Origin of the sequence: Blastococcus aggregatus (genome assembly GCF_900221005.1) — a bacterium.
Lineage (GTDB): Bacteria > Actinomycetota > Actinomycetes > Mycobacteriales > Geodermatophilaceae > Blastococcus > Blastococcus aggregatus.
This window is the reverse complement of record NZ_OBQI01000006.1, coordinates 314,446-331,973: the sequence shown is the minus strand read 5'-3', so window position 1 is coordinate 331,973 and position 17,528 is coordinate 314,446. Positions and strand designations below refer to the sequence as shown.

At 71.8% G+C, this 17,528-nt stretch carries 17 protein-coding genes; 12 read left to right on the top strand and 5 right to left on the bottom strand.

The annotated features are described in order from the left end of the window. Positions 1-2: 2 nt before the first annotated feature. Positions 3-1,310 carry an MFS transporter gene (locus CRP29_RS19790; RefSeq protein ID WP_097196756.1) on the bottom strand — a complete coding sequence of 436 codons (1,308 nt, stop codon included), beginning with the start codon at positions 1,308-1,310 and terminating at the stop codon, positions 3-5. A gap of 69 nt (positions 1,311-1,379) precedes the next feature. Here CRP29_RS19790 and CRP29_RS19785 point away from each other — a divergent pair, with 69 nt between their 5' ends. Further along, positions 1,380-2,045, top strand: a complete 666-nt coding sequence (locus CRP29_RS19785; protein WP_245853107.1) for a YqgE/AlgH family protein — start codon at positions 1,380-1,382, stop codon at positions 2,043-2,045. 110 nt (positions 2,046-2,155) lie between these two features. Here the strand turns inward: CRP29_RS19785 and CRP29_RS19780 are convergent, their stop codons facing one another. From CRP29_RS19780 to CRP29_RS19770, 3 genes are all read right to left on the bottom strand, one after another. After that, on the bottom strand, positions 2,156-2,908 hold the full coding sequence (locus CRP29_RS19780) for a hypothetical protein (protein ID WP_097196755.1): 753 nt from the start codon (positions 2,906-2,908) through the stop codon (positions 2,156-2,158). Positions 2,909-3,012: 104 nt separating this feature from the next. Then, positions 3,013-4,092 carry an inositol-3-phosphate synthase gene (locus CRP29_RS19775; RefSeq protein WP_097196754.1) on the bottom strand — a complete coding sequence of 360 codons (1,080 nt, stop codon included), beginning with the start codon at positions 4,090-4,092 and terminating at the stop codon, positions 3,013-3,015. Next, complete coding sequence (locus tag CRP29_RS19770) at positions 4,080-4,772, bottom strand: PadR family transcriptional regulator (protein WP_245853106.1); 693 nt, start codon at positions 4,770-4,772, stop codon at positions 4,080-4,082. Before CRP29_RS19770 ends, CRP29_RS19775 begins: the two co-directional genes overlap by 13 nt. A gap of 142 nt (positions 4,773-4,914) precedes the next feature. Here CRP29_RS19770 and CRP29_RS19765 point away from each other — a divergent pair, with 142 nt between their 5' ends. The 3 genes from CRP29_RS19765 (at position 4,915) to CRP29_RS19755 (ending at position 9,573) form a co-directional block, all read left to right on the top strand. Continuing rightward, positions 4,915-5,328, top strand: a complete 414-nt coding sequence (locus CRP29_RS19765) for a DUF5318 family protein (RefSeq protein WP_097196753.1) — start codon at positions 4,915-4,917, stop codon at positions 5,326-5,328. Positions 5,329-5,492: 164 nt separating this feature from the next. Next, the gene (locus tag CRP29_RS19760; protein WP_097196752.1) at positions 5,493-8,075 is read left to right on the top strand and encodes a transglycosylase domain-containing protein; all 2,583 of its coding nucleotides are present in this window, start codon (positions 5,493-5,495) and stop codon (positions 8,073-8,075) included. 22 nt (positions 8,076-8,097) lie between these two features. Then, complete coding sequence (locus CRP29_RS19755; protein ID WP_097196751.1) at positions 8,098-9,573, top strand: glycosyltransferase family 87 protein; 1,476 nt, start codon at positions 8,098-8,100, stop codon at positions 9,571-9,573. Positions 9,574-9,636: 63 nt separating this feature from the next. Here CRP29_RS19755 and CRP29_RS19750 read toward each other — a convergent pair whose 3' ends face one another. Next, on the bottom strand, positions 9,637-10,425 hold the full coding sequence (locus CRP29_RS19750; protein WP_245853105.1) for a deoxyribonuclease IV: 789 nt from the start codon (positions 10,423-10,425) through the stop codon (positions 9,637-9,639). Between the two features lie 120 nt (positions 10,426-10,545). Between CRP29_RS19750 and CRP29_RS19745 the strand changes: the two genes are divergently transcribed. The 8 genes from CRP29_RS19745 (at position 10,546) to CRP29_RS19710 (ending at position 17,526) form a co-directional block, all read left to right on the top strand. Further along, complete coding sequence (locus CRP29_RS19745; protein ID WP_097196750.1) at positions 10,546-11,577, top strand: hypothetical protein; 1,032 nt, start codon at positions 10,546-10,548, stop codon at positions 11,575-11,577. Positions 11,578-11,795: 218 nt separating this feature from the next. Then, complete coding sequence (gene rpsF, locus CRP29_RS19740) at positions 11,796-12,083, top strand: 30S ribosomal protein S6 (RefSeq protein ID WP_040339252.1); 288 nt, start codon at positions 11,796-11,798, stop codon at positions 12,081-12,083. 2 nt (positions 12,084-12,085) lie between these two features. Next, complete coding sequence (locus tag CRP29_RS19735; RefSeq protein WP_097196749.1) at positions 12,086-12,595, top strand: single-stranded DNA-binding protein; 510 nt, start codon at positions 12,086-12,088, stop codon at positions 12,593-12,595. Between the two features lie 43 nt (positions 12,596-12,638). After that, entirely contained in the window at positions 12,639-12,875 is a 237-nt protein-coding gene (rpsR, locus tag CRP29_RS19730; RefSeq protein WP_091770706.1) for a 30S ribosomal protein S18, read from the top strand. Positions 12,876-12,877: 2 nt separating this feature from the next. After that, complete coding sequence (rplI, locus tag CRP29_RS19725; protein WP_281256821.1) at positions 12,878-13,333, top strand: 50S ribosomal protein L9; 456 nt, start codon at positions 12,878-12,880, stop codon at positions 13,331-13,333. A 588-nt stretch (positions 13,334-13,921) separates the two neighbouring features. Continuing rightward, a complete protein-coding gene (gene dnaB, locus CRP29_RS19720; protein ID WP_217991679.1) occupies positions 13,922-15,292 on the top strand; it encodes a replicative DNA helicase in 1,371 nt (456 codons plus the stop codon). A gap of 176 nt (positions 15,293-15,468) precedes the next feature. Continuing rightward, positions 15,469-16,059 carry a hypothetical protein gene (locus tag CRP29_RS19715; protein WP_141437179.1) on the top strand — a complete coding sequence of 197 codons (591 nt, stop codon included), beginning with the start codon at positions 15,469-15,471 and terminating at the stop codon, positions 16,057-16,059. 1,056 nt (positions 16,060-17,115) lie between these two features. Further along, on the top strand, positions 17,116-17,526 hold the full coding sequence (locus CRP29_RS19710) for a DUF7715 family protein (RefSeq protein ID WP_097196827.1): 411 nt from the start codon (positions 17,116-17,118) through the stop codon (positions 17,524-17,526). Positions 17,527-17,528 lie beyond the last annotated feature (2 nt).

The window sequence follows — 17,528 nt, the reverse complement described above, 5'->3', positions numbered from 1 at the left end:
CGTCAGGCCGGGGACGCCAGCGGAGCCCGGCGGCGGATGCCCAGGTAGGCGACGACGGCGAGCAGGTAGCCGGCGCCGACGGCCAGGAGCACCGGCACCGACCGGCCCGACTCCGGGAGCACGAGGGCGGCGACCACGACGGCGCCGACGAACGCGACGTTGAACAGGGTGTCGTAGACGGAGAAGACCCGGCCGCGGAAGTCGTCGTCGACCGTCTCCTGCAGGGTCGCGTCGACGCAGATCTTCACGCCCTGGCCGACCAGACCCAGCACGAAACCGCCGGCCACCACGCCGGCCGGCGTGAAGGGCAGCCCGAGCAGCACCTGGGCGACGGCGCCGGACAGCAGCAGCCCCACCGTCCAGCGGACGCGGCCCGCGCGGCGCACCGCCGGCGGGGTGAGCGCCGCCGCGAGCAGCGAACCCGCCGCGATCGCCGCCACCAGCTGGCCGAGACCGGCCAGGCCGCCCCGGAGCAGGCCGGCCGCGTCCTCGAACGGGCCGCGGTGGAGCAGCAGCGTCATCAGGGTCAGCAGGCCGAAGCAGACGCGGTGCAGGCCGATGGCGGCCAGCGCGGCGGCGGCCGGCGGTCGCGCCCAGGCGTGCCGGGCGCCGTCCACCAGGCCGGCGACGACGCCCCGGGCCCCGACCCCGGCCACCCCGACCCCGACCGCATCGGCCCCGACCACCCCGTCCGGACCGAGGTAGCCGCGGTCGAACCCGGAGACGACGGCGGAGGCGGCCAGGTAGGGCAGCGCCGAGGCGAGCGCGATCGCGGCGTACCCGGCGTCCCCGGACCCGACGAGCGGCAGCAGCAGGAGCGCGGCACCGCCGCCGGCGACGGTGGCGACCGAGCCCGACGTCGTGGACAGCGCGTTCGCCGGCACGAGCGCGTCCGTCGTGTGCGGCAGCCCCGCCGACAGCGCCGCCAGGACGAACCGGTTGACCGAGAAGACCGCGAGGCCGGCGAGGTAGAAGGGGACGCCGTCGACGCCGCCGGAGATCACCGCGGCGGCGACCGCGACCAGCAGCGCCCGCACCACGTTGGCGCGCAGCAGCACCGTGCGCCGGCTCCAGCGGTCCAGCAGGACGCCGGCGAAGGGACCCAGCACCGACCAGGGCAGCAGCAGGACCGCGAAGGCGGCGGCGACGTCGAGCGGGTCGGTGGCGCGCTGCGGGTTGAACAGCACCGTGCCGGCCAGCGCGGCCTGGAAGACGCCGTCGCCGAACTGGGAGAGCAGCCGGGTCCCGAACAGCCGCCGGAAGTCGCCGCGGGCCAGGAGCGACCGCACCGTCGCCCCGTCCTCCCGCACCGGCCCACCCTAGGAGGAGTGGCGATCGGCACGGCGCCGGCAGCCGCGAGGTGGGGCACACTGGAGGTGATGACCCCGGTGCCCGCCTCGCCCGATCCCGAGTCCGGACCGCCCGCGCGGCCCGTGACCGGTCGCCGACGTGCGCCGATGCCCGCGCTCTCCATCGGCGAGCTCGCGGACGTGCGCCCCGGCTCGCTGCTCGTGGCCATGCCCGGCCTCACCGACCCCACCTTCGCGGGATCGGTGATCTACGTGCTCGACCACTCCGAGACCGGCACGCTCGGCGTGGTTCTCGGCAGCCCCAGCCAGGTGCAGATCCGCGACGTGCTGCCCGGCTGGTGCGACCTCGCCGTCGAGCCCGGCGTGTTCCACGTCGGCGGGCCGTGCGAGACCGACACCGCGCTGTGCCTGGCCCGCTGCGCCGGCAGCGGCCCGCCGCCGGACAGCGGGCTGCGCCCCGTCGCCGACGGGGTCCACCTCCTCGACCTCGACGTCGACCCGGAACCGCTGGCCGGATCGGTGCAGGACCTGCGCGTCTTCGCCGGCTACGCCGGCTGGTCGCCCGGGCAGCTGGCCGGTGAGCTGGCCGAGGGCGCCTGGGCCTGCCTGCCGGGCTCGCCGGACGACGTCTTCACCGAGGTCTCCGGGTCGCAGCTGTGGCGCGCGGTCGTGGGCCGCCAGACGGGCCGGCTCGCCGTCCTCCGGACCGCGCCGGTCGACCCGACGATCAACTGAGGATGGCTGCCGGAACGCCGCGCATCTGGTAGGAAGTACCCGGGAAGGGGCGGTCTGGGGAAGAGGCCGCCCCTTCCCACTTCTCCGTCCGCCTCCGCTGCGGACGAGCCCTAGAGCCCCAGCGCCGCGGCGAGCTCGGGATGGTCGGCCACCGGCGCGGTCTGCGCCTCGTCCGGCAGGTCCAGCGAGCGGCGGCCGTGCTCGGCCAGCGTCGTCGTCGCCTCCAGCTCGCCGTCGGCGGCCGGCAGCGGCGTGGCGAACTGCACGAGCACGTCCTCGGTGGAGGAGACCGCGACCGTGCGGTCCCCCGGCAGGCCGAAGAGGTCCGTGGGCCGGCCGTCGATCGACCGCCGCCCCTGCCAGCTGTAGTCGCCGTCGAGGAAGCCGGCCGGGGCGTCGTCACCGTCGGCGGACAGGCCGAGCAGCACGGTCACCAGGACGTCGACCAGCGGGGTCTCGCCGTCGCCGGTGGCCATCGGGCGGCTGAGGAAGGTCGCACCCGAGTCGGCCAGCGCCTCGGTCACCCCCGGCACGTCCCCGAACCAGAGCTGCTCGCGGGTGAAGAACACGGTGCGGACCACGTCGTCACCGTCGGTGCTGGTCACGGCCTGCGCGCGGCCGGTCCCGGCACGGAAGTCGACCTCCCCGACGAGGGTGAGCACCGCGCCCGGGCCGAAGGGGGCGGTGACCACGAAGTCGGCGCCGCCCTCGGTGTGGTTGCGGTGCAGCAGCCCGGCGAGGAGGGCCGCCTCCTGCGCGGTCACGTCGTCCCCGGCGGTCCGCCGGCCGTCGTCCCCGGCGCAGCCGGTCGCCAGCGCCAGCACCAGGGCGACTGCCGGCAGCGCGTGGGTCGGGAGCCGCATGGCCGTCAGCGTAGGAGGCCAGGTCCCCGGCCACGGGACGACGCGACGAGGCCCGCGCCCCCGGATGGGGACGCGGGCCTCGTCGGCGTGCGGGGAAGCGGTCGTCAGCGCTCGATGTCGCCGCGGATGAACGCCTCGACGGCGTCCCGCGCCTGGCTGTCGTCGTACTGGACCGGCGGCGACTTCATGAAGTACGAGGACGCCGACAGGATCGGGCCGCCGATGCCGCGGTCCTTGGCGATCTTCGCGGCGCGGACGGCGTCGATGATGATGCCGGCCGAGTTCGGGGAGTCCCAGACCTCGAGCTTGTACTCCAGGCTCAGGGGGACGTCGCCGAACGCGCGGCCCTCGAGGCGGACGTAGGCCCACTTGCGGTCCGAGAGCCACGGCACGTGGTCCGACGGGCCGATGTGCACGTTGTCCTTGCCCATGTCCCGGTCGACCTGGCTGGTGACGGCCTGGGTCTTGGAGATCTTCTTGGACTCCAGGCGCTCGCGCTCGAGCATGTTCTTGAAGTCCATGTTGCCGCCGACGTTCAGCTGCATCGTGCGGTCGAGCTGCACGCCGCGGTCCTCGAAGAGCTTGGCGAGCACGCGGTGGGTGATCGTGGCGCCGACCTGGCTCTTGATGTCGTCACCGACGATCGGCACGCCCGCGGCGGTGAACTTGTCCGCCCACTCCTTGGTTCCGGCGATGAAGACCGGGAGCGCGTTGACGAACGCGACGCCGGCGTCGATCGCGGCCTGGGCGTAGAACTCGGCGGCGGCCTGCGAGCCCACGGGGAGGTAGCAGACGAGGACGTCGGCGCCGGACTCCCGCAGGGCGGCGACCATGTCGACCGGGGTGTCGTCGGACTCCTCGATGGTCTCCCGGTAGTACTTGCCGAGGCCGTCGAGGGTGGTGCCGCGCTGGACGGCGATGCCGAGCGGCGGGACGTCGCAGATCTTGATCGTGTTGTTCTCGCTGGCGACGATGGCCTCGGAGAGGTCACGGCCGACCTTCTTGGCGTCCACGTCGAACGCGGCGACGAACTCGATGTCCGAGACGTGGTACTCGCCGAAACGGACGTGCATCAGGCCGGGAACCGACGCGGACTCGTCCGCGTCGCGGTAGTAGTGCACGCCCTGCACGAGCGATGCGGCGCAGTTGCCGACGCCGACGATGGCGACCTTCACGGAGCCCATGGCTCTCCTTCCCCTGGACCCTCAGCGGGTCCGACGGACGCGGACCGGGTGCGGTCCGCGGATGACGGTGCAGGGGCCGCCGGTGCCGGCGCAGCGCCCGGCTCCTCGCGTCCTGCCGTGCTGCCCGACGCCTCGCGGCGTTCGGAATCGATCAGCTCCGAGAGCCAGCGGACCTCGCGGTCCACCGATTCCAGGCCGTGGCGCTGCAGCTCGAGGGTGTAGCGGTCGAACCGCTCGCGGGTCCGCGACAGTGAGGACCGCAACCCTTCGCGCTGCCGCTCGACGGTGCGACGGCGGCCCTCGAGGATCCGCAGTCGTACGTCGGAGGCCGTGTGCCCGAAGAAGGCGAGGCGGACCCCGAAGAGCCCACCGTCGTCGTACGCCTCCGGCCCGGTCTGGCTGACCAGGTCGTGGAAGCGCTCCTTGCCCTCCGCGGTGATCGTGTAGACCACCTTCCCGCGCCGGCCGGTGAGCGGCGGAGCGTCCGCCGGCAGCAGCGCGTGCGGGTCGGGCTCATCGGTGCTGATGAGTCCGGCCGCCCGCATCCGCTTGAGCGCGGGATACAGCGAGCCGTAGGAGATGCTGCGCAGCCCGCCGAGCACGTGCGCGAGCTGCTTGCGCAGCTCGTACCCGTGCATCGGCGCCTGGTGCAGCAGACCGAGGATGGCGAACTCGAGCACCACGCCTCCTCGGACCCTGCGGTCGATGTATCGGCACGATACATCGGGGGAGCCCCGGCGTGGCAAGTGGCCATGGGCGTCGACGCAGGTGACACAGCTCGCTGACCTCCGGCCGAGGGCGCCCGCCACGTACATTGGCGCGGTGCCCGGACGTCGATCCGTCGTGGACTACTCGCTGCAGAGGCGAGCCGTCCTGGCCGACGTGTACGCCGGGCGCACCGGGTTGTTCGAGGTCTGCGACGCCAGTCCCTACCTGTCCCGGGCGGCGAAGTACCACGGCGAGGCGACCGACGCGCCCTGCCCGGTGTGCCGCCGGGAGCGCCTCACCCGCGTGAACTACGTGTACGGCGACCGCCTCGGCCCGGTCGCCGGCCAGGCGAAGAGCCCGGTCGAGCTGGCCCGCATGGACGCCGCCCAGGAGGAGTTCACCGTGTACGCCGTCGAGGTGTGCCGGGGGTGCGGCTGGAACCATCTCGAGTGCTCGTACGTGCTCGGAGCCGAGCCGGTCCCGGGACGCCGGCCCCAGCGGGGGCGGCGCCGGACCGCCACGGATTAGTGCCGACGACCGATCGTCGGCCCGCCCCGGCGGACCCCTCCGTCACTGCAGCCCCGCCAGGGCTCCGACGGACGAGGACCTCCCCCGTACCCACAGCTGAAGACGCCAGGCTGCGACCAGGGCCGTGCCCGTCGCCCACCACCAGTCAGAAAGGGGTTCATCGCGTGCCGATCCACGACGAGACCTCGACCGTCGGACCGCGCGCCGGCTCGGTGCACCGTCCGGCCCCCGCCCGCACCCGGAGCACGGGTGGCGGTGGTGGCGCCGCACGCGGCTCCGGCGCCGGCTCGGGCGCTCGTCGCCCGGCGGTCCCGCCGAGCCGGGGCGCGCGCACCACGGCCGCCCGCAGCGGCGGCGCGGGCGGCGGCCGTCCGCCGGGCTCCGGTGGTCGTCCCCCCGGTTCCGGTGGCCCGCCCGGGTCCGGCCGTCCGCCGGGTTCCGGTGGCCGCCCCCCGTCGGGCGGCAAGCCCTCGGGTGGCAAGGGCCGTCCGGCCCGCACGAAGAAGCAGCGCCGTCGTCGCCGGCTGAAGATCGGCGCCGGCGTCCTCGGCGGGCTGTTCGTGCTGTTCTGCGTCTTCATCGGCGTCGTCTACGCCAGCACCGAGGTGCCCAGCCCGGACTCGATCACCAACGCCCAGACCACGGTCGTCTACTACGCCGACGGCACCACCGAGATCGCGCGCCTCGGCGACGAGAACCGCACCAACGTGCCGCTGGACCAGGTGAGCGAAGCCGCGCAGAACGCGATCCTGGCCGCGGAGAACCGCGATTTCTACACCGACCCGGGCATCTCGGCGACGGGCATCGTCCGCGCCGCCTGGAACAACCTGACCGGTGGCTCCACCCAGGGTGGCTCGACGATCACCCAGCAGTACGTGAAGAACGCGATCCTGCAGAACTCCGAGCAGACGTTCAGCCGCAAGTTCCAGGAGCTCTTCCTGGCCATCAAGCTGGACAACAACTACTCGAAGGAGCAGATCCTCGAGAACTACCTCAACACGATCTACTTCGGCCGGGGTGCCTACGGCATCGAGTCCGCGGCGACCACCTACTTCGACGTGCCGGCGGCCGAGCTGACCGCCCAGCAGGCGGCCGTGCTCGCCGTGCTGATCCGCAGCCCCGGCGCCTACGACCCGGAGACCAACCCCGAGGGTGCGCAGGACCGCTGGGGCCTGGTGCTCGACGCGATGGTCGGCGAGGGCTGGCTGTCGGCCGAGGAGCGGGCGCTGTCGCAGTACCCGGTCGTGCTGCCGAAGGTGGCGCCGTCCATGGGCATCCCCGCCGGCCCGGAGGGCCTGATCGTCGGCCGGGCGCTCACCGAGCTGCGCGCGAAGGGCTACACCGACGACCAGCTCTACGGCGGCGGCCTGAAGATCGTCACCACCGTCGACAAGCGCTCGCAGGACATCGCCGTCAACGCGGTGAACACCGTGATGGAGGGCGAGGACCGCGCGGTGCTGCGCGAGGCGCTGGTCGCCGTCGACCCGCGCACCGGTGCGGTGCAGGCCTACTACGGCGGCCCGAACGGCACCGGCACCGACTACGGCGTGAACCAGCGCCAGCCGGGCTCCTCGGTGAAGCCCTACGTGCTGGCCACCGCGCTCGAGCAGGGCATCAGCGTCACGGCCCGCCGGGACGGCAGCGCGTCGAAGACCTTCCCCGACCGGCCGGACAAGCCGGTGCGCAACTCCGGTGGCGCGTCCTGCCCCTCCTGCACGCTCGAGGAGGCGATGAAGCGCTCGCTCAACACCACCTACTACGGGCTCACCTACGAGCTCGGCCCGGAGAAGGTGCGCGAGACGATCCTGGCCGCCACCGGCATGCCGGAGACGTGGGAGAGCGGCAACGACCAGTTCATCGGCAACCGGACGCTCGCCGATCCGCAGAGCGCGGGCGTCGACTCCGGTCTGGGCATCGGCCAGTACGACATGCGCCCCATCGACCAGGCCGTCGGCTTCGCCACCTTCGCCAGCGGGGGCATCCGCCGCGACGCCTACTTCGTGGCCAAGGTGACCGACAGCGAGGGCACCGTCCTGCTGGAGAACACCGGCCAGGCCGGCGAGCAGGTGATGGACGCCCGCGTGGCCAACGACGTCACCTACGCGCTGCGCGACGTCGCCACGTACTCGAAGCGCGCGCTGGACGGCGGCCGCGAGGTGGCCAGCAAGACCGGCACCGTCGGCTCCTCGGACGAGGAGAACGCCGATGCCTGGATGGTCGGCTACACCCCGTCGCTCTCCGCGGCGGTCTGGATGGGCACCGACCGCTACGAGCCCATCCGCAACGCCCAGGGCCGGATCATCTACGGGTCGGGGCTGCCCGGCGCGATCTGGAAGACGTTCATGGACGGCGTCCTCGAGGGGGCGGCGAAGGAGAAGCTCCCGACGGCGCCCTCCATCAAGGGCGACACCGGCGAGGGCGTCCCCGAGCCGACGCCGGAGCAGACCGCGGAGCCGACGCCGACCGCGACGGCGACGCCCACCCCGACGGTCACGACGACGACGCCGCCCGCGCCGAGGACCCCGGTGGACACCGACGGGGACGGGACGCCCGACGACCAGGACTTCGCCCCGCGGGATCCCTCGGTGACAGCGCGGCCGACCCCGGTCGCCCCTGTCGACACGGACGGGGACGGGACGCCTGACGACCGGGACCCGGCGCCGAACGATCCCTCGATCCCGGGGAGGCAGGGTGGACTCCCCGCCCCCGCTGAACCGGTAGCCCCGGTCGCTCCCGGGAACGGCTGACCCGGTCCCGCACACTGACCGGGTGAGCAGCACGCCGTCGGGCCCGTCCGCCACCGCGGACGGGCCCGCCGCGTTCCCGGACCGGGTCGTGCCGACCTGGACCGATCCGGTCGCCGCCCAGGCCAGCGAGGCGGTCGGCGGCCCGTGGGGCCGGCACGCGGTGACCGGCCGGGCGCTGTTCTGGACGCCGCTGCGGGTCTGCCTGCTGTTCGTCGTCCTGGCGCTGAGCCTGGCCTGGGCGAAGCAGGCGCCGTGTGCCGACGGCGACTGGAGCGGCTCCCGCCAGTACACCCACCTCTGCTACTCCGACGCCGTCCCGCTCTTCGGCTCCTACGGCCTGGGCGACGGCGCGCAGCCCTACCTGGACTCAGCGGTCGAGTACCCCGTGCTCACCGGCGGGTTCATGGCGCTGTCCGCGCAGGTGGCGCGCGGCTACGACGCCCTGGCCGGCTCCCTCGGGTTCCTGCCCGACGCGCCGCCGGTCGAGAGCTACTACGTCGTCACCTGCCTGCTGCTCGCCCTGTTCGGGCTGGCGCTGGTGGGCGCCGTCCTGCGCCTGGCGGGCCGGCGGCCGTGGGACGCGGCCATGATCGGGCTGTCGCCGCTGCTGGTGGTGCACGCCTTCACCAACTGGGACGTGCTGGCGGTCGCGCTGTCGACCGCCGCGATGCTCGCCTGGGCCCGCTCCCGGCCGGTGCTGGCCGGCGTCCTCCTCGGGCTGGGCGTCGCCGCCAAGCTCTACCCGGTGCTGATCCTGGGCGCGCTCTTCCTGCTGTGCCTCCGGGCGGGCCGGCTGACCGAGTGGGCGAGGACCGCCGGGGCGGCGATCCTCGCCTGGACCGCCGTCAACCTGCCCGTCGCGCTGGCCGCGCAGGAGAACTGGTCGTGGTTCTTCGCGTTCAGCCGCGAGCGCGGGGCGAACCCGGAGTCGATCTGGAACATGCTCAGCCGGCTGGCCGGTGGGGAGCTGTTCGACGGGCCGCTCGCCGAGGGGCAGGCGCCCACCGTGCTCAACGCCGTGGTGACCGTCGCGCTGCTGCTCGTCGGACTCGGGGTCGCGTGGCTGACGTTCGCCGCACCCCTGCGCCCGCGGCTGCCGCAGATCGCGTTCCTGCTGGTCGCGGCGTTCCTGCTGCTCAACAAGGTGTGGAGCCCGCAGTACTCGCTCTGGCTGCTGCCGCTCGCCGTGCTGGCCCGCCCGCGGTGGCGGTCGCTGCTGCTGTGGCAGGCCACCGAGGTGCTGGTCTGGGTGGCGACGATGCTGCACTACCTCGGCACCGACGACAACGGCATCGAGGTCGGCTGGTTCTTCCTCGCCGTGGGCCTCCGCGACGTCGCCGTCGTCGTCCTCATGGGGCTGGTGGTCCGGGACGTGCTGCGGCCCGACCGCGACGTCGTCCGCACGAGCTGGCCCGGCGTCGACGACCCGGCCGGCGGTCCGCTGGAGCGCGCCGAGGACATCGTGGTCCTGGGCCGCCGCCGGGATCAGGTCACCTGATCATCGAGCTTCCTCCCTCACGGCACACGGTGAGGGAGGAAGCGCTGCGGTGAGGGAGGACGGCTAGGTGAGCGCGTTCCTGACCAGCGCGATCTCCCCGGCGTGGCCCGCGGCGTCCCCGGGGGTCTCGAGAATCACCGGGCAGTCCGCGGCGCGGGCCACCTCGAGGAGCAGTTCGGTCGGGATCTCGCCGTCGGCCAGCGGTGCGTGCCGGTCGCGGCTGGAGCCGGCCGGGTCGCGGCTGTTGTTCAGGTGCACGAGGTCGATCCGGCCGGTGATCGCGCGGACGTCGTCGACGACGCTGCCCAGGTCCCAGCCGGCGGCCCAGGCGTGGCAGGTGTCCAGCACGAACCCGGCGCCGAACTCCCCCACCGCCTCCCAGAGCCGGGCGAGCGCGTCCAGGTCACGGGCCATGGCGTTGCCGCCGCCGGCGGTGTTCTCGATGAGCAGCGGGAGCGCGAAGCCGCCGTCCTTCGCCTGGTAGGCGAAGGTCTTGCGCCAGTTGTCGACGCCGGCGGCCGGATCGTCCGTGGCCAGCACGTGCCCGCCGTGCACGACCAGCCCGAGGGCGCCGATCGCCGCGGCCGCCGAGGCGTGCTGGGCCAGCAGCTTGCGGCCGGGAACGCGGATCCGGTTGTTCGTCGACGCCACGTTGAGCATGTACGGCGCGTGCACGACGACGGTGACGTCGGCGGCCCGGAGTTCGGCCTCGTCGGGACGCGGCTTCGGCGCCTTGTAGCTCTGCGGGTCGGTCAGGAACAGCTGGACGGCGTCGGCGTCCAGCTCGGCGGCCGCTGCCAGCGGCCCCTCGCTCGCTGCGCCCACGTGTACGCCGATCGGGTGGTTGGCCACGCCTCCGGACACTAGTTCGCGACCCGATCCAGGTTTAGCCGTAACCCGGATCACACATCATCGTTCAAGCAGCGTGACGGGGGTTACCCAGCAGTAGGTCGAGTCGGAGGTTCTTCGCAGATGGCAACGGATCGCATCCACCGGAACGCGCGGCGTGGCATCGCCGTCGCGATCCTCGGCTGGCTCTCCGTCGCAGCCGCCGCGGTCGTCCTGGCCCCGCCCGCCGGCGCCGCCCCCGCCGTCACCGTGCCGATCCGTGACCTGACCCCGCCCGTGGTCTCCGTCGACGGCGGCGGCACGGTCACCTTCGTCAACGAGATCCAGGACAAGACCGTCCAGGTCGGTGGCGGCGGGCTGCTCCCCACGCTGGTGAGCGTCACCGCGAAGACGGAGGTGACGCTCGGCCTGCCCTCGGGTCAGCGGGTGCTCGCACCGGGCGCCTCGGTCGCCGAGACGTTCGCCAGCACCTGCCTGACCTGCTCGATCACCTACACCTACCGGCTGCAAAGCAACGCCTCGCTGACCTCGGTCCTCACCGACGCCGCCACCAAGCTGCTGCCGCCGCTGCCGGCCCCGACGCCGTTCGTGGTGAACACGCTGATCCCGCTGCCGAACCTGCCGGGTGTGAACCTGCCGCAGCTCCCGCCGCTGACCCTCCCGGCGCCGGCTGCCGGTGGCCTGCTGCCGACGCCGCCCAGCGCCCAGCCGAACACCCCCACCGTTCCCGGGGCCGTCGCTCCCCCGGCGGCGGCTCCCGAGCAGCCGGCCGTCGAGGGCGTCCCGGGCAGCCAGTACACCTACTCGACCGGTGCGGGCGCCGCTCAGCTGAGCCCCGGCACCGGCTCGGCCGCGGCCGCCTTCGACCCGGCCCGCTTCCTCGCCTCCCGCAACGCGACCGGCTCGGCCGGCACCGGTTCGGGTTCCGGCGGCCTGGCCGGCAGCTACGACGGCGCGACCGTCCCCGTCTTCGGCCAGCTCGCCGGCCTGAACGGGTCGGGCCTGGACGCCGAGGGCGAGGCCCTGGACACCACGGCCGACACCGCGTCCACCGCGACGCCGCTGCCGGCGGCGGCCCTGGCCGCGGTGGTCGCCCTGGCTGCCGCCGGCGCCGCCCTGGTCCGCACCCACCAGGCCTCGCGCGCCTCCAGCTGACGCTCCGCCGGGCCCGCGGCCGCCGTCCCCCTCAGGGGCCGGCGGCCGCTGCCGTTCCCGGGCTCCCTGTGGACGACGCCGGGCGCACCCTGGGTCACTGGTAGCCTGGGCCCGCGCGTTCCGGCACTCCACGAGCTCGTCGGGACGCGCAACGCATGCACAACCCTCCTGCTGCAGATCCCCTGCAGCCGCCGAGACCAGAGGAGGTGGGGTTCTCCGTGCGCAATTACGAACTGATGATCATCCTCGACCCCGATCTCGAGGAGCGCACCATCGCGCCCTCGCTCGACCGGTTCCTGACCGTCGTCACCAACTCCGGTGGCACCGTCAAGACCGAGATCTGGGGTCGTCGCCGGATGGCCTACGAGATCAACAAGAAGCCCGAGGGCATCTACGCGATCATCGACATCCAGGCCGAGCCGGCCGCCGTCCAGGAGCTGGACCGGCAGCTGAACCTCAACGAGTCGGTGCTCCGTACGAAGCTGATGCGCCCCGAGGCTCACTGAGCATGGCCGGCGAAACCGTCATCACCGTCATCGGCAACCTGACGTCGGACCCCGAGCTGCGGTTCACGCCGTCGGGTGCCGCCGTCGCCAACTTCACCGTGGCCTCGACGCCGCGCACCTTCGACCGCCAGTCGCAGGAGTGGAAGGACGGCGAAGCGCTGTTCCTCCGGTGCAACGTGTGGCGCCAGGTGGCCGAGAACGTCGCCGAGTCCCTCACCCGCGGTTCGCGGGTCATCGTCAGCGGGCGGCTCAAGCAGCGCTCGTTCGACACGAAGGAAGGCGAGAAGCGCACCGTCATCGAGCTGGAGGTCGACGAGATCGGCCCCTCGCTGCGCTACGCCACCGCGAAGGTCACCAAGGCCTCCCGCGGTGAGGGTGGCGGCGGCGGCTTCGGTGGCGGCAGCGGCGGTGGCGGTGGAGGCGGCTTCGGCGGCCCCAGCGGCGGCGGTGGCGGCGGTGCGAGCGACCCCTGGTCGACGCCGGCCGGCCCCTCCGACGAGCCGCCCTTCTGATCCCTCGATCCCTCTTTCTCTCTGAGATCTCTGGAGTACTCCGGTGCCCAAGCCACCCATTCGCAAGGTCAAGAAGAAGGTCTGCCAGTTCTGCAAGGACAAGGCGACCGGCGTCGACTACAAGGACACGACGCTGCTGCGGAAGTTCATCTCCGACCGCGGCAAGATCCGTGCCCGCCGCGTCAGCGGCAACTGCAGCCAGCACCAGCGTGATGTCGCGATCGCTGTGAAGAACAGCCGCGAGATGGCCCTGCTGCCCTACACCTCCACGGCGCGCTGATCATGAGCACTCTGAAGCTGATCCTCACGCAGGAGGTCACCGGTCTCGGTTCCTCCGGCGACACCGTCGAGGTCAAGGGCGGCTACGGCCGCAACTACCTCCTGCCCCGCGGGCTGGCCATCAAGGCCACCCGGGGTGCCGAGAAGCAGATCGAGTCGCTCCGCCGGGCACGTGCCTCCCGTGAGGTGCGCTCGCTCGAGGAGGCACAGGCCGTGGCCGGCCAGCTGGCCGGCCTGAAGGTCCGCGTGCCGGCTCGCGCCGGCGACGGTGGCCGCCTCTTCGGTCGCGTCACCACCGCCGACGTCGCCGCCGCGGTCACCGCGGCCGGTGGCCCGGAGCTCGACCGTCGCCGGATCGAGCTGCCCAGCAGCATCAAGACCACGGGCCAGCACACCGTCACCGTGCGGGTGCACCCCGAGGTCAGCACCACGCTGGCGATCGACGTCGTCGCCGGCTGAACGGCCTGAGCGCGCCCTGAGCGCGTGCACCGTCCCGAGGGGCGCCGGACTCCGGTCCGGCGCCCCTCGTGGCGTCCTGGGGGTGCTCAGCGGTCGCCCGGCCGGTCGTCGCCCGTGCCCCCGCGCTCGGCTGCGCACGCGGGCGGTCCCGTGCTCCGCGGCGGCGGCGCGCGCCCGCCCGCGGGTGCCCCGCGGCGGTGGATGGGACGGTCCCGTTCGTCACGCCGACACCACGCGTGCCAACCGGGAAAAAAGTTTCGGAGAACTTTCTGTCCACAGCCCGGGGACGGCGTCCGCGCAGGTGACCGGCTCGCGACGGGGAGCCGACCCCAGGGTGTCCCCGTCCGTCTCCACATGTCGACACGCCTCCGTCCACCGACTTGTCCACATGTTGTGCAGATCGAGGTGTTGGACGGCGCCGCTCCAGGTTCCTAACGTCCTCCCCAGCTGCTGCGGGACGCGAAATGTCAGTGCCCGGCGGTAGCAAGGACCGAACACGCGTTCGGCACTGGCGGCGCCCGCCGACCTCCCGGCTTCCCCTCGGTGAGCGGCTTGCGGGCGCGCCTGCAGGAGATGGAGGTATGCCCCGTGGCGGTGGCCGACGAGTACAGCCGGCCGATGGCGGCGGCGCCGGAGTACGACCGGCAGCCCCCGCAGGACGTCCAGGCCGAGCAGTCGGTGCTCGGCGGCATGCTGCTCAGCAAGGACGCCATCGCCGACGTCGTCGAGGTCCTGCACGGCGCCGACTTCTACCGCCCGGCGCACCAGATCATCTTCGACGTCGTCCTTGACCTGTACGGCCGCGGTGAGCCCGCCGACGCGATCACCGTCGCCGCCGAGCTGAACCGCACCGACCAGCTGTCCAAGATGGGTGGCGCGGTCTACCTGCACACGCTCATCGCCTCGACGCCGACGGCGGCCAACGCCGGCTACTACGCCGCGATCGTGGCCGAGCAGGCAGTGCTGCGCCGGCTGGTCGAGGCCGGCACGCGCGTCGTCCAGCTGGGCTACGGCGCCGCCGGCGGCCGGGGCGACGTCGACGACATCGTCGACCGCGCCCAGCAGGAGATCTACGACGTCACCGAGAAGCGGATGAGCGAGGACTACTCGCGCCTCGCCGACGTCCTGCAGCCCACGATGGACGAGCTGGACGCGATCGCGTCCCGCGGCGGTGTGAGCCGCGGCGTCCCGACCGGCATCCGCGACCTCGACGAACTGACCAACGGCCTGCAGTCCGGCCAGATGATCGTCATCGCGGCCCGTCCCGGTGTCGGCAAGAGCACCCTGGGCCTGGACATCGCGCGCTCGGCGTCGGTGAAGCACCACATGCCCGCCGCCATCTTCTCGCTCGAGATGAGCAAGCACGAGATCACCATGCGTCTGCTGTCGGCCGAGGCGAAGGTGCCGCTGCACCACATGCGCGCCGGCACGCTGAGCGACGAGGACTGGTCGAAGCTGGCCCGGCGGATGGGCGAGATCGCCGACGCGCCGCTCTACATCGACGACTCACCGAACATGACGATGATGGAGATCCGGGCCAAGGCCCGGCGGCTCAAGCAGCGCAACGACCTCAAGCTCATCGTGATCGACTACCTGCAGCTGATGACCTCGGGCAAGAAGGTGGAGAGCCGCCAGCAGGAGGTCTCGGAGTTCTCCCGCGCGCTGAAGCTGCTGGCCAAGGAGCTCGAGCTCCCGGTCATCGCGATGTCGCAGCTCAACCGTGGGTCGGAGCAGCGTCAGGACAAGAAGCCGATGCTGTCCGACCTCCGCGAGTCCGGCTCGATCGAGCAGGACGCCGACATGGTGATGATGATCCACCGCGAGGACATGTACGAGAAGGAGTCCCCGCGGGCCGGCGAGGCCGACATCATGCTGGTCAAGCACCGCAACGGCCCGACCGCGAACGTCACCGTCGCCTTCCAGGGCCACTACAGCCGCTTCGTGGACATGGCCAACTGACAGATGTTGCGTTTGGCGGATGGGACGGAGGGCACGTTCGCCGACCGACATGCAGCGTTCGGCGGTCTGAGCCCTTCCCGCCGCGACGACCAGTGGGCTGAGCCGTTGCAAGGGGGCCGCTCTTGACGAGCGCTTTGGACGTTCGCCGCAGCGCTCAGGCACTCATAACGGCCAAGGTGAACCGCAGTGCGGTCCTGGACCCGTTGGTTGCGGAGGCTGCGCGGGAGATGCCGACCGACATGATCGCCTGCTTGATCGCGTTCATCCACGCGCACACGGCTGTCTCAGAGGACGTGGGGGAGCCCGACGAGATGATCAACTATGTCGGGCGCAGCGCGCACGCGGTCATCGAAGGTCTGGGTGCCTGCGCGGCCGAGAGTCTTGATGCCCCGGGTGAGCCGGTTGTCTCGGAGCTTCTCGGGGTCGTGCTGACAATGCCGTCTGAAGCGGACGATCCCATTCATCAGGCTGCTCAGGCTCTGCTCGGAGCCCTGGCGATCAAGGACCTGCGGGTGAGCGAGGTTGTCTTTCGCGCCTGCATCGCCCGCTGCACCTCCGGGGCCCACCTCCTCATCTCCGCCATGCTTGACCTGGTCATGGCGGCCATACAGGTGGTCGAGGACCACGTGCAGCCCGAGCAGGTCATCGGGCTGCTGCTCGAACGAGCCGAGGAGATCATGAGCGGCCTGGCGCATCAGGAGGGCTGCTCGGTCGAAGCCCAGGTGAACAGAGCCTGGATGACGCTGGAGCAGGCGCCACCCAGGTAGCGCTCAAGAGTGACGCCAGGCCTGCCGATAGTGCGCATGCCAGGATCGTGGGTATGATCCTGGACGACAGGAGGTGGCACGTGGCGCTGCTAGAGCGTACGTATCAAGCGAGCGACCTAGCTGGAACAGGTCGGCGTGAGTTTCTGGACGAGGCCAAGGCGGGGACCGCTCGACTGCGGGATACCGACGGCACAAGTTTGGTGATGCTCCCCGAGGGAGAATTGTCCTTTCTGAGTAGTATGCGACGATTCATAACTGATTACTTGGCACTTGAGACTGCTTTGGGTCGTCCCCGTGAGGACCGTGCGCCCACGGACTTCGGTGGATTGGCGTGGGCTGAATTCCTAGATGATGATGATCTCCATGAACTGCGGCGGGAGTACGGTCAGGAATTGGCCCGCGCAGCATCCGCCCGCAACACCGAAAAGTTGGATGGGTGTTTGCACGCTTGGCAGATGACCGCGGCGACACTCTCGGATCCCGTAAGTCGCGAAATTCTTGAGGGACGAGCTGGAGACGATGACTTTATAGAGGTCCATCGTCCAGCGTCTGAAGAGTGACCCCTCGCGTCAGGGAGGCCGGCGCGTACGACCCCTACCTGACGACCGAGCGGCCAGGTGGGCGACCGGATGCCCAGCCGCGCTTCCGGGTGCTCATCCATAAGCGCCACCTGGCTAAATGGCAGGAATTGGTGCGGCGTGTGGGAACGCAAAACGCCCAGCAGTTCTGGGATCATGTTTCCAATCGCGCTGATCAGCCACCTCTCCTCGGCACGTGTACGCCACTCAAGGGCAAGCACAATGCTGGAAGTGGGGGTTGGTCACGCCGGTACCACTATGAGATCACTGGGGCCGGGCGGGTCGACTACGAGTTTCATCCTGCATATCAGGGGGGCGGGCAGGGGGACAAGCATGCGGTGGTTCGAGTGATCGGCATTGACTGGTCGTCGCACTGACGCAAGACGCCTTCCAGGGCCACTACAGCCGCTTCGTGGACATGGCCAACTAGCAGCCGGACCAGCGGGAACTGTCGTACTCACTCGCCACAGTGGCGGCCATGAAGCTGCTGACTGCGACCCGCGAGGGTCAGGGCGACCGGGGCGGGGACTTCTGCTTCGCCGTCGAGGGCGAGCTGGTGTTCGCGGGGTTCGTCTGCGCGACCGACCGGCGCGATCCCGCGGGCGGCTGCGGCTGCGGCCGGGCGTTCTCCGGGCTGAGCTCCCGGAAGGCCACCACCACGGCGCTGGTGCGCGACCTGGACCTGTCCTACGACGACGTCCGTCTGGCCCTCACCGACCACTTCGTGACCACGGGCATGGGGCCCGACGTGATCGGCGCCCTGGAGTTCGACGACCTGCTGGACCAGGAGGTCGAGCAGACGATCCGGTACGCGGAGGTGTGGCAGCCGGGCGCCGTCGTCGGGCGCCGGCTGGACTCCGTGCACCTCCGTGCGCCGGCGGTCCGCTGACG

Bases quoted from the DNA above. Each gene is read 5' to 3' on its own strand.
- rplI (WP_281256821.1), top strand. From the start codon at position 12,878: ATGAGCACTCTGAAGCTGATCCTCACGCAGGAGGTCACCGGTCTCGGT.
- CRP29_RS19745 (WP_097196750.1), top strand. From the start codon at position 10,546: ATGGCAACGGATCGCATCCACCGGAACGCGCGGCGTGGCATCGCCGTC.
- CRP29_RS19785 (WP_245853107.1), top strand. From the start codon at position 1,380: ATGACCCCGGTGCCCGCCTCGCCCGATCCCGAGTCCGGACCGCCCGCG.
- CRP29_RS19780 (WP_097196755.1), bottom strand. From the start codon at position 2,908: ATGCGGCTCCCGACCCACGCGCTGCCGGCAGTCGCCCTGGTGCTGGCG.
- CRP29_RS19735 (WP_097196749.1), top strand. From the start codon at position 12,086: ATGGCCGGCGAAACCGTCATCACCGTCATCGGCAACCTGACGTCGGAC.
- CRP29_RS19710 (WP_097196827.1), top strand. From the start codon at position 17,116: ATGAAGCTGCTGACTGCGACCCGCGAGGGTCAGGGCGACCGGGGCGGG.
- CRP29_RS19775 (WP_097196754.1), bottom strand. From the start codon at position 4,092: ATGGGCTCCGTGAAGGTCGCCATCGTCGGCGTCGGCAACTGCGCCGCA.